This window comes from Psychrobacter sp. AOP31-B2-9 (genome assembly GCF_052378005.1).
In the GTDB taxonomy this organism is placed as follows: domain Bacteria; phylum Pseudomonadota; class Gammaproteobacteria; order Pseudomonadales; family Moraxellaceae; genus Psychrobacter.
The window spans coordinates 1-11,741 of sequence record NZ_JBQSXG010000099.1; the positions used below are offsets into that span (position 1 = coordinate 1).

Genomic DNA, 11,741 nt, shown 5'->3' on the forward strand with positions numbered 1-11,741 from the left:
GGACGTGTTCTTAATTCAACCGATAGTCATCTACATATATTAAAAATGACTAAATCTTGCCAAACCGCGTCAAGTAGCCAACTAACGGACGGCATGTCCTAGTTAGCATGATATTGCAATACTGCGTCCTTACCCAGTAATCGCGTGACTAAGGCGCCCAGTTTATCATTATATTTAGTAGCATAAAAAACCAATGGTAGCCTAAGATTCGTATCTAGGTCTTTGGCATCTCCTAAAGCATTTGATTCGCTCTTAGTCAACGCTGACAATTGGTTGGTAACCAGTAACTGCTTAACTCGCTCAGCAATTGCCTGTCCAGAGTCCACTACCTGCATTGATAGCTGCTGCGCTGCAATCTCATTCAATAAAAATGCTTTAAAAAATGGATAATGGGTACAGCCTAGCACCAACTGATCAATCCCTTCGTTGGCAAATAATTTTAGCTGCTGGCGCAAACTGAACGCCGTCTCATCCTGCTCTGGCATACCGGCCTCTACCCAAGGCACTAATCGTGGATCAAAATACTTAGTAACCACTGTATTATTAGGTCTAGCAAAATTGTTAATGACATCATTGAGCAACGTGCCATTCAAAGTCGCCTTGGTCGCCAATACTGCGACACGGCTGCTTTTGCTAGCAGCTACCGCTGGTTTTAAGGCAGGTACTAGACCGACAATAGGTAGCTGAGGATAATGACGCCTTGCAGTTTCCAGTGCATAGGCTGAAGCACTATTACAAGCAATCACGATAAGCTTGCAGCCCTGTTGATACAACCACTCTAATGCAGTCAGGGTTAACGCTTCAATATCTGCACTATCACGATTGCCATAAGGTACATTTAGCGTATCAGCATAATAAACATAACGCTCATTAGGGAGCTGCTGCGCGAGATGCAGATAAATAGACAACCCACCGACTCCAGAGTCGAACAATCCTATTGGCGAGCTACGAGCTTTACTATTCATAGTTTTACCAATACTAGCTTTGTTTATAGCAGCGTTACCCACTTCCCCAAAATCGTTACCAATGAAGGTATCTGAGCGCATCTTGAACGCATTCGTGACATTACTTGCCGTAATATCCATCGTTACTGTACTGCCATTTTTATATACATATCATCATCTTTGTACTGTTTCTTCAGTCAAATACTGAGTTAAATATTATATAGTTATTAAATTGCTATCAAGTTGCTATCTATTTATTTAACACAACCTATTTATTTAATACAACTTTATAGAGCATTTCTTCATTTTAAAAAGTGCTGATAAAACCCAGGGCATACTCTAGCTACTAAAGACCTCACTATAAATGAGTGTCGTTAATTGATAGGCATCGATAGCTGATAAGACTTGCCACCACTTTTTAAGATCAATATTGTCTCACTATTTTGCTCTATTAATTCGCCAATCTCTGCAAGATGATAAAACGTATTACGACCAATCAGCGCCGTCAAACCATTTCTAACGAGCATATAGGGACGCACTTGCGGTTCGATGACTGCTTCCTGATGACTGTCCACATCTGTATCAGTTATTGCATAGTCAATCATACTACTATCTTTAGGATTATACGCCTTTAATATGATTGGATGCTCATCATCTAAACGCACCACATCACCTGTCGTTGTGAGAAACTCCAACCAACTATAACCGCCCTCATTGACAATGCCAACATCGTTGATGAGTAGTGGTGCATCTTCAACTTGAATACGGATTTTCTGTACAGGCGTCTTCAGAAAGTACTCTGTCCTACCATTGTTTTCCTCTTTCCACAGAATAGTGGCAAACAAGCTGACCAATGACTCTCTAGTCATTTTTCCACCTTCATGCCACCACTCACCATTTGCTTTTATGATAAGGTCCATATCTGCCACATGGTCAGGATGCCAACTTTCCAGTGGCGGTATTGTGCGTCCCTGACGAACTCCAGCGCTAGACTTTAAATACTGGCTAAGGGTATCAATGTCACTTAGGTTGGATGACACGTCATTTGGGGCTTCTGCTTTATTTTCATGATTGCTAATGGCCTTTTTATTATCATAATTCATTATATAATCCTTTACCTAACATTCAAAGTTTGGCAAAACTGTTATTACTATAAATTTTTGTTTCAGGTATGATGAAACCTTGTCGTTATAACTTCCTTATTAGTTCAGTATCACCTTAACACCTATACTCATAAATGCGTATCGTGTTTATGGGACTTTTCTTTTATAATAAGTAACGATTTTTTATTTTTATCGGAACGTTCAAATAGCTGTTGTGTTAATAACAAATTTTACGTTATGTGTTGATATCTTTGAATAAATCGGACTCAACAATAACGTAATTAATTGATGCCGCAAAGACAGTTTTATCAGGCAGCCATATATCTGAGCAAAGTTAGCCCTGCAACTCTATTATTCAGTTGTTAAGCTAATAATGCCCTGAGATAAGCCACTAAAAGTTTAGGAGTAGGTATGCAAGAGCCAAACAATCAAAATCCAGTTATTGATGGTGAAACTGTTAATACTGATAAAACAGTAGCGACAGAAACGGCAAATCTAGACAAAGCAGAGCCGGAAGTTGCGACAGAAGAAGTGTTAGCTGAAGAGTTTGCTGTAGAAAACAAGCCTACCGAAGCTGTCACTATCGACAAAGCACCAGAGCCAGTAATAGAACCTGTGGTAGCCGAGCCTGAGATTGAACGTGAATCAATGGAGTTTGATGTCATTATCGTCGGTGGTGGACCTGCTGGTCTATCTACTGCCATCCGTCTACGCCAACTGGCTATTGCAGCGGGTAATGATGAATTTATGGTTTGTGTCGTCGAAAAGGGCTCTGAGTTCGGTGCTCATACTTTATCTGGTGCAGTAATAGAAACACGTGCTTTAGATGAGCTAATACCAGACTGGAAAGAAAAAGGCGCACCGCTTAACGTGCCAGCGACCGAAGATCGCTTCTATTACCTAAACTCAGCCACACGCTCTACTAAAGTACCTGATTCTCTAATTCCAGGGCCGATGCACAATGACGGCAACTATATCGTGTCACTAGGCAATGTGGTTCGCTGGTTAGCCGCCCAAGCTGAAGAGCTAGAAGTCATGATGTTCCCAGGCTTCCCTGCAGACGATATCTTATATAATGATGATGGCTCAGTACGAGGCGTATTGACGGGTGATATGGGTGTGGCTGCCAATGGTGAAGCCAAGCCAAGCTTTGAGCCTGGTTATGAACTTCTTGCTAAATATACTGTCTTTGCCGAAGGCTGCCGTGGTCATCTAGGTAAACGCTTGATCAGCCGTTTTGATCTTGATAAAGACTCAGACCCTCAACATTATGGTATTGGCTTAAAAGAGCTGTGGGATGTAGCACCTGAAAAGCACGAGCAAGGTGTGGTCATGCACGGTCTTGGTTGGCCATTAACAGAAACGGGTTCTACTGGTGGTTGGTGGTTGTACTTTGATGAAAACAACCAAGTCAGCTTTGGTCTCGTTGCTGATTTATCTTACCACAACCCATACATGTCACCATTCGATGAGATGCAACGCTTAAAAACGCATCCAGTCATCAAAAGTGTATTAGAAGGCGGTAAACGCATCTCTTACGGCGCGCGCGCTTTGACCAAAGGTGGTCTCAACTCATTACCGAAATTCACCTTCCCAGGTGGTGTATTGGTTGGTGACGATGCTGGATTCTTGAACCCTGCAAAAATCAAAGGCACCCATACTTCAATGAAGTCCGGTATGCTCGCAGCCGAAGCGATTTTTGAAGCATTACAAGCTGATCGTCAGCATGATGAGGTTGTTGCTTATACCACTATGTATAAAGAATCGTGGTTATATGAAGATAACTATGAATCACGTAACTTCTCGCCTGCGATTCATCGCATGGGTCTGTTTATGGGTGGTGCGTTTACCTTCATCGAGCACAACTTATTTAAGGGTAAAATGCCGTTTACCCTACATGATAACATCCCAGATTATGACCAACTAGAGCGAGCCAACCATGCTTATCAGCCGACTTACTTAAAGCCTGATGGCAAACTGGTATTTGATAAACTGTCATCAGTATTTATTTCTAATACCAATCATGCTGAAGACCAACCAACGCATCTAAAACTGACGGATCCAACCGTACCAGTATCCATTAATTTACCGCTATATGCTGAACCGGCACGTTTATATTGCCCAGCAGGTGTTTACGAAGTGGTCAAAGATGCAGAAGGTGCGAAGTTTGTCATCAATGCGCAAAACTGTGTACATTGTAAAACTTGTGATATTAAAGACCCATCACAAAATATTACGTGGGTAACGCCAGAAGGCGGCGGTGGTCCTAACTATCCAAACATGTAACCTATGATTGGAGTATTTATTGCACCCATAACATAATAGTAGCTGAATAAAAAACCGCCCTTTTAATATTTAAAAGGGCGGTTTTTTATTCAGCTTTCATTTAATCATCAAAATTAATCTGTCCATGCATCACGATGAGCTTCATCTTTAAGCTTCACAAAATCATCGGGATTAAATTTGATTTGATCACCAGTTTTACCTGCTTTCACTTGACGCTCATAGTCACGCAGTATTCTAAGTGCCACTGGAGATAGCAGTAAGATTGCCATCAAGTTAACCAAAGCCATCAGTCCCATCGACAAGTCAGCAAAGTTCCAAATAGCGGGCAGACTGGCAATAGCACCAATAAACACCATACCTAATACCATGAAGCGGAAAACCATAATCATCACTTTGGCATTTTTGGCACCAGAAATAAACTCTAAATTTGACTCACCATAACTATAATTAGCAATGATAGAAGTGAATGAGAAAAAGAAAATAGCAATCGCCACAAACACCACACCTAAATCACCAACATACTGCGACAATGCTAGCTGAGTCAGCTGAATACCTTCTTGTTCAACACTGGGGTCAACCACACCTGACAGTATAATAATTGATGCCGTTGCTGTACAAATGACTAGCGTATCCATAAAAACACCTAGCATTTGCATAAACCCTTGTACCGCTGGATGGTCAGGGTGACTCTTTGCGGTAGCTGCAGCGTTGGGTGCTGAACCCATACCTGCTTCGTTAGAAAACAAGCCACGCTTGATACCATTAATCATGGCCTGAGCGATACCGTAACCTATTACCCCGCCCGCTGCTTGTTCAAAACCAAATGCTGATTTTACAATCAACACAATAGCCGCTGGAAATTGACTGAAATTAGTGACAATAATGAATAACGCTAACAAAATATACAAAATAGCCATAACAGGGACGATTTTCCCAGCAATACGAGCAACTGAGCGTAAACCACCAAATACTACTGGCGCAACTAATACTACCAGCACTAAGCCTGTCGCCCATGTTGGAATGCCAAACGCTTCATTGGTCGCCTGTGCAATGGTATTTGACTGTACACCATTAAATGCCAGACCAAAAGCCACCAGCAAACATAACGAAAAGAAGATTGCTAACCAGCGCTTACCCAAACCTTTTTCAATATAGTAAGCAGGTCCACCACGATAAACATTGTCATGGTGCGGTACTTTGTACGCTTGTGCTAACGTGGATTCAATAAAACTGGTCGACATACCAACGATCGCCGTCATCCACATCCAAAACACAGCACCTGGGCCACCGAGATAAATCGCAATTGCAACCCCTGCCAAATTACCTGTGCCGACGCGAGCTGCCAGTGAGGTCATCAGTGCCTCAAATGAGCTAATACCACCATTTTTGCGTCCTTGATTAGAGACACGCAATAGTTTCCACATATGACCAAAATGGCGAAACTGTATAAAACGTGTAACGACGGTAAAATAAAGACCTGCGCCAATCAGTACGAACATCAATAATCCATACCAAGGGTTATTAGCAATCAACCAATCATTGTTGCCCCAAATAATGCTGACACCATAGTTTACAATGCTATTAAACCAACCTGCTATTCCGTCGTTCATACGGGCTCCTTATTAACAATTAACACTTTATAGACTGTACTGAAAATTTGTATTGATATTATATTTGGCCAACTCGAACCTTAGGCCACTTAAACCATCATGCACAAAAAATTTGATATCAAAATATCACGTGCATGATATAGACATTGAAGCACTAACAATTATTAAATTTAGTTATCCATCTAAAAAGAACATTTATTAAATAAATGTTCTTTACACTTGATATACTATAGAATGTATTGAGTAACAATTTAGCAGCACTTATTAGACTATTGTTGTATAGTTCTCAGTATCATCACGTGATGCACTAGTACTGGATATTGTATAAACAACTAAACGTATGCTTGATTTTTGCCTTTACTTTTATTTAGTATATGCAAAAGACCTTTTTAATATTTATGTTAAGCTAGTAGTTGCTTAATAGCGTGGCATTTTAAATGCATTAAGAATGTTAAGACACTTGTCAGGAAGACAAGATTGTAAAACAGACAATGGATCGTCTTACCCCTCTCTCTTCCTCGATAAGTCCAGTTCTTTATACATTATACTTTTTATTAATATGTTCTATGCCATACCTAACTATTCACTTTCAATAAAGAAATAGGTTGTTGCACGTTATATTTCTACTGTTATACACAGTACGTAGCTATTTTTTATGTTGTTAGTGTCTTTTTGATACGACTTAGTCCCTATGGATTGCAGTCTATCAATAAAATTTTGCTATATATGATGGTTATGATAGATACAGTATCGTGGTAATCGATACAGGTTAAACCAATATGTTTTAGCAAAATTAGACCGACAATAACATTTTAGGTAAGACAAAAGGAGTTGTCCTATGGAAAACCACAACGATCCATCTGGATATTGGCGTGCCAATGTTCGTCTCATTTTAGGTAGTCTAGTCGTTTGGGCATTATGTTCTTACGGCTTTGCGATTCTTTTACGTCCTCTCTTAGCTGGCATCAAAATCGGTGGTACCGATTTAGGCTTTTGGTTCGCTCAACAGGGTTCCATTGGTATTTTTATTGTCTTAATTTTTTTCTACGCTTGGCGTATGAATAAGTTGGACAAACAATACGGCGTAGACGAGGAATAGATCATGAGTCAGTATCTAATTAATATTATTTTTGTGGGTCTATCCTTCGCTCTTTACTTCGGTATTGCGATTTGGGCTCGTGCAGGAACAACAAGTGAATTTTATGTTGCAGGAGGCGGTGTTCATCCTGTAGTCAACGGTATGGCAACAGCAGCTGACTGGATGAGTGCTGCATCCTTTATTTCTATGGCCGGTCTACTTGCTGCTGGTGGCTATGGTGCATCGACTTATTTAATGGGTTGGACAGGTGGTTATGTTTTACTAGCCATGCTACTAGCACCATACTTACGCAAATTTGGTAAATTTACAGTTCCTGACTTTATTGGTGATCGTTTTTATTCCAAGACCGCTGCTATGATTGCTGTGGTCTGTTTGATCATTGCCTCAACCACTTATGTGATTGGTCAGATGACAGGGGCAGGTGTTGCATTTTCACGCTTCTTAGAAGTTGAAAATGATACTGGTCTTATTATTGCAGCGATTGTTGTGTTTTTCTATGCAGTACTTGGTGGCATGAAAGGGATTACTTACACGCAGGTTGCGCAGTATGTGGTTCTTATCATTGCTTATACCATTCCAGCCGTCTTTATTTCACTTGAATTAACAGGCAACCCAATTCCAGGTTTAGGCTTGTTCTCAAACCATGTAGAAGCAGGCGTTCCTATCTTAACCAAACTTGACCAAGTTGTCACTGACTTAGGTTTTACCGCTTATACTGCTGACGTTCCTAATAAACTCAACATGGTGTTATTTACGTTATCACTCATGATTGGTACAGCAGGTTTACCACACGTTATTATCCGTTTCTTCACAGTGCCTAAAGTGGCTGATGCCCGTTGGACAGCTGGTTGGACGCTAGTATTTATTTCATTGCTATATTTCACTGCACCTGCAGTAGGTGCCATGGCACGTTTGAACCTAATTGACACTATCTATCCACAAGGTGTTGAAGAGCCTGCTATCAACTATGACCAACGTCCAGACTGGATGAAAACATGGGAAGATACAGGTCTTATTAAGTATAACGACCTAAATAACGATGGTCGTATCCAAATGTATAATGACAGTGGTCTTGGCGCAGCTGAGATTGCACTAGCAAATGCACAAACTGAAGGTGGTGATGTAAGCGCTGCAACTGCCGCTGTGGAAACAGCCCGTGCCGCCCATAATTTAGAAGTTGATGGTCGTTTTGCTGACGCAGGTTGGGCTGGTAACGAGTTAGATGTCAACGCTGATATTCTCGTATTGGCGAATCCAGAAATTGCTCAGCTTCCACCTTGGGTTATTGGTCTTATCGCCGCTGGTGGTTTGGCAGCAGCATTATCTACAGCAGCTGGTTTGTTACTCGCTATTTCTTCAGCCATCAGTCATGATTTGATTAAACGAAATCTTAATCCAAACATTACTGACAAAGGAGAGCTAAAGGTCGCACGTATCACAATGGGGGTAGCTATTGTAGTTGCTACATACCTAGGCATGAATCCACCAGGATTTGCCGCACAGGTAGTTGCATTGGCATTTGGTATCGCTGGCGCCTCACTCTTCCCTGCATTAATGATGGGTATTTTCTCTAAACGTATCAACAATCTCGGTGCTATTGCTGGTATGTTGACTGGTCTCATCAGTATCTTGCTTTATATCTTTGTATTCAAAGGCTGGTTCTTTATTAGCGGCACAGCAAACCTACCTGATACCGCAGAGTACTGGTTATTTGGTATCTCACCATTATCATTTGGTGCAGTTGGTGCATTACTTAACTTTATTGTTGCATTCATAGTTTCTTATGCAACGAAAGCGCCACCATTACATATCCAGGAACTGGTTGAGAGTGTTCGTTCGCCACGCGGTGCTGGTGGTGCAGTCGACCACTGATCTTACGAATCATGATATATCTTCTGTTACTATATATCACTCACAGGCAGTAGCTGCTTGTGGGTGATTTTTTTGCCTGACATGTATTATCATTCTTATATTTTTAATTTACTCAATAGTTTAAATTAGACATACCTAACGCATTAAGGAATATTTTATGCTTTTCGAGTTTATCGCTACCATAGCTGCCGCATTTGGTATGGCTGGACTAGCACTAATCATAACTCATCTCAGTAAACTGGCAGGCAAACGTACACCGAAATGGCTTGTACCCCTATTTGCTGCTATTGGTATATTTGCGTTTCAAATACATCAAGAATACAACTGGTATAGTCAGCAAGTGGATAAGTTACCAGAGGGAGTAGAAGTGGTCAAAACAGCAGAAAGTACCGAATGGTTTCGTCCATGGTCTTATGCCAAACCACAGATACTACGCTTTATAGCAGCTGATACTGGTAATGCCAGTGTGCAAATAGATAACTCCAACATATACTTGGTTAACTTGTATTTGTTTGAAAGACGTAGAAGTGTACAAAAGATTGAGCAAGTGATCGATTGTAGCCGTCCTGCACGCGCAGACTATGTATTACCAGAAAAAGATAGCACGCTTACGATTGATGAACATGTTGAACAAACAACTGCATGGCACGATTTGGCAACAGATGATCCGCTATTTATTAAAATTTGCACCAATAAAAGTTAATTATTTTACACATATCGATCTCCTAGATAACGAAGCCACATACTGAAAGAGGATAATTTTTTAAGTTAATCAATCTAAAAAATTACCCTTTTTTGCATCAGCTTTACTTTTATTAGCTATCGTGGTGTGGGACCGTTTTATAAGTGTGTTTAGAATTAGCACCCAACAACAATCCTGCACATAAGCCACCAAAATGGGCAGCAAATGAGATACCTTGTTGCGGCATTAATCCTTGCTTGATAGTCAACCAGTAGCCAGTGCCCATAACGATACAAGCTACTAGATAACCCCAACGTCGCGCAAATACAGCACCGCCTATCATGTAGCCAAGCATGGCAAAACATAACCCTGATGCACCAATATGAATAGAAGATGGCGAGCCGATTATCCAAGTAACTAGCCCGGATGCAATAATCAACTTAAGTATGGTTCGATACGCATTTTTTTCAAACAGTCCAAACAAAAATAAAATTTGTAATAACGTAAAAGTATTGCCAAGTAAATGGGAAAAGTTACCATGCATCGTCCATGAAGCAAATATTCCAATCAAACTACCTACATCTAGAGCACGAGGTACAATACCAAAAATATTCCACATCCCAAATAAAGCTGTTTCATTGAGAAAAAACATACCCCACATTGGTATCAATACAAAAGCATATAAACCAATAACTTGCTTTATTCGTACTACAATCAAAGTAAGTAATTGCTTCCAATTCATATGATATTACCCTTTCACTTAATCGCTTTAGATATATCCTAGTGACTCACAGAAAATAACGACCTATCTATCGGCTCAAACGACAATGACGTAGCATTTTTATCCACAGCCACATAATTGCTCCCATGTAGCAATGAGTTTGAATGGTAAGGCACCAACGCAGTAGGAATAAAATTACGCGCCGCATCAATATGTTTGATTGAATCATCAAAGAATATATGTGGAGCAAATGTTCTTAGTACAGCAGTTTTCTCCAACCCACCTAAGAAAAAGGCCATATCAACATTCACGCCCCACTCACGTAGCGTTTTAATAGCGCGCAAATCAGCAGGTGCATTACGAGCAGTTACTAGCGCTATTTTTATCGGAGAGTATTTAAGAGATGCCGGCAGACGCTCTTGTAGATTTGAGAGCTTAATCAATAGTTCAGCATAAGGCCCTTTCTCAATGGGTAAATCACGCATTTGTGCTTCACGAGCATGAAAAGCACGTAAGCCTTTTTGCTTATAAAGCAATTCTCCTGAATCATCAAAAAGCACTGCATCACCATCAAAAGCAATACGCAACTGCTGAGTATCTAGCTCATAAGTATTAACAGGTGTCGCATCAAGTATTGCACAAGCACAAATATTGGCATCAGCAACTTGCTGTGCATCATCACGATTAGTAGTAAGAAACAGATCAACATTAAAATCTTTAATATAAGGAGCCACGGGGCTACCTGAAATAAATGCCGATCGTGAAATATTAAGGCCTTTTTCAAGAATTGCATTAAGTACCTGAATACCTGTATCAGGACTACTCTTTGAGATAATAACAACCTCAACTAATGGTGCATCAACTTCTATATCTTTATCTAAACAGTCATTGCAATATTTATTGAGGTTCAATAACGCTTGAATCAAAGGGTAGCCTGCACCTATATTTAAAGGCTCATTCTCACGTTCGATCATATAGTCACGAAATTCTTTTATCACATCATCAGGACGTTGCTGCAAAAGTTGAAGTAAATGATTTTCAGATTCTGATAAATCAAATAGTGCAGTTGCAGAAATTGCAACTATCAACGTGTTACTAAAATCAACTGCCATAAATCTCTCAACTGATAAAATCATAGAGTGGATAAAAGAATGGACTACGAGCCAAAGTAGTCATAGCCATTAAAATTATTCTCTAAAGTTAAGGTGCAAACGTTATTGTCGTTTTATGCATCATCTGAAAGCATTTTAACGATTAACAGCGCTTATTGTGAATGTTCAACACGCTCTAGATTATAAAAAATAAATATCAATAACTATAACAGTTTCAGCTTAAAGAAGTATATTCTAAAAAGCTATGGTAGGGAGAATCACTTAGACAAAGAAAAGCCCCCATCGCGTGAGCGGTGGGGGCTTTTACTTTTA

The 11,741-nt window shown here is 40.2% G+C and carries 9 protein-coding genes; 4 read left to right on the top strand and 5 right to left on the bottom strand.

The window, feature by feature from the left end; all coding sequences use genetic code 11:
* Positions 1-98: 98 nt before the first annotated feature.
* On the bottom strand, positions 99-965 hold the full coding sequence (gene murI / locus ACT3SX_RS10825) for a glutamate racemase (RefSeq protein ID WP_225739243.1): 867 nt from the start codon (positions 963-965) through the stop codon (positions 99-101).
* A 353-nt stretch (positions 966-1,318) separates the two neighbouring features.
* A complete protein-coding gene (locus ACT3SX_RS10830; RefSeq protein WP_192520029.1) occupies positions 1,319-2,047 on the bottom strand; it encodes a DUF1285 domain-containing protein in 729 nt (242 codons plus the stop codon).
* 648 nt (positions 2,048-2,695) lie between these two features.
* Here ACT3SX_RS10830 and ACT3SX_RS10835 point away from each other — a divergent pair.
* Complete coding sequence (locus tag ACT3SX_RS10835) at positions 2,696-4,333, top strand: electron transfer flavoprotein-ubiquinone oxidoreductase (protein WP_192520036.1); 1,638 nt, start codon at positions 2,696-2,698, stop codon at positions 4,331-4,333.
* A gap of 113 nt (positions 4,334-4,446) precedes the next feature.
* On the opposite strand, the gene ACT3SX_RS10840 is transcribed toward ACT3SX_RS10835, so the two are convergent.
* Positions 4,447-5,943, bottom strand: a complete 1,497-nt coding sequence (locus ACT3SX_RS10840; RefSeq protein ID WP_192520030.1) for an alanine/glycine:cation symporter family protein — start codon at positions 5,941-5,943, stop codon at positions 4,447-4,449.
* 838 nt (positions 5,944-6,781) lie between these two features.
* Here ACT3SX_RS10840 and ACT3SX_RS10845 point away from each other — a divergent pair.
* The 3 genes from ACT3SX_RS10845 to ACT3SX_RS10855 all read left to right on the top strand — a co-directional run bounded on the left by ACT3SX_RS10845 (position 6,782) and on the right by ACT3SX_RS10855 (position 9,617).
* On the top strand, positions 6,782-7,042 hold the full coding sequence (locus tag ACT3SX_RS10845; protein WP_192520031.1) for a DUF4212 domain-containing protein: 261 nt from the start codon (positions 6,782-6,784) through the stop codon (positions 7,040-7,042).
* Between the two features lie 3 nt (positions 7,043-7,045).
* On the top strand, positions 7,046-8,914 hold the full coding sequence (locus ACT3SX_RS10850; RefSeq protein ID WP_444761727.1) for a sodium:solute symporter family protein: 1,869 nt from the start codon (positions 7,046-7,048) through the stop codon (positions 8,912-8,914).
* 157 nt (positions 8,915-9,071) lie between these two features.
* Complete coding sequence (locus tag ACT3SX_RS10855) at positions 9,072-9,617, top strand: hypothetical protein (RefSeq protein ID WP_192520033.1); 546 nt, start codon at positions 9,072-9,074, stop codon at positions 9,615-9,617.
* A gap of 112 nt (positions 9,618-9,729) precedes the next feature.
* Here the strand turns inward: ACT3SX_RS10855 and ACT3SX_RS10860 are convergent, their stop codons facing one another.
* Both ACT3SX_RS10860 and ACT3SX_RS10865 read right to left on the bottom strand, forming a co-directional pair.
* Positions 9,730-10,338: a rhomboid family intramembrane serine protease gene (locus tag ACT3SX_RS10860; protein WP_192520034.1), complete on the bottom strand. Its 609-nt coding sequence runs from the start codon at positions 10,336-10,338 to the stop codon at positions 9,730-9,732.
* A gap of 38 nt (positions 10,339-10,376) precedes the next feature.
* On the bottom strand, positions 10,377-11,429 hold the full coding sequence (locus ACT3SX_RS10865; RefSeq protein WP_192520035.1) for a 5'-nucleotidase: 1,053 nt from the start codon (positions 11,427-11,429) through the stop codon (positions 10,377-10,379).
* Positions 11,430-11,741: the final 312 nt, after the last annotated feature.

What these genes read in the sequence shown, in the direction of transcription:
- ACT3SX_RS10845 (WP_192520031.1), top strand. Translation starts at nt 6,782, where the DNA reads ATGGAAAACCACAACGATCCATCTGGATATTGGCGTGCCAATGTTCGT.
- ACT3SX_RS10830 (WP_192520029.1), bottom strand. Translation starts at nt 2,047, where the DNA reads ATGAATTATGATAATAAAAAGGCCATTAGCAATCATGAAAATAAAGCA.
- ACT3SX_RS10860 (WP_192520034.1), bottom strand. Translation starts at nt 10,338, where the DNA reads ATGAATTGGAAGCAATTACTTACTTTGATTGTAGTACGAATAAAGCAA.
- ACT3SX_RS10855 (WP_192520033.1), top strand. Translation starts at nt 9,072, where the DNA reads ATGCTTTTCGAGTTTATCGCTACCATAGCTGCCGCATTTGGTATGGCT.
- ACT3SX_RS10835 (WP_192520036.1), top strand. Translation starts at nt 2,696, where the DNA reads ATGGAGTTTGATGTCATTATCGTCGGTGGTGGACCTGCTGGTCTATCT.
- ACT3SX_RS10865 (WP_192520035.1), bottom strand. Translation starts at nt 11,429, where the DNA reads ATGGCAGTTGATTTTAGTAACACGTTGATAGTTGCAATTTCTGCAACT.
- murI (WP_225739243.1), bottom strand. Translation starts at nt 965, where the DNA reads ATGAATAGTAAAGCTCGTAGCTCGCCAATAGGATTGTTCGACTCTGGA.
- ACT3SX_RS10840 (WP_192520030.1), bottom strand. Translation starts at nt 5,943, where the DNA reads ATGAACGACGGAATAGCAGGTTGGTTTAATAGCATTGTAAACTATGGT.
- ACT3SX_RS10850 (WP_444761727.1), top strand. Translation starts at nt 7,046, where the DNA reads ATGAGTCAGTATCTAATTAATATTATTTTTGTGGGTCTATCCTTCGCT.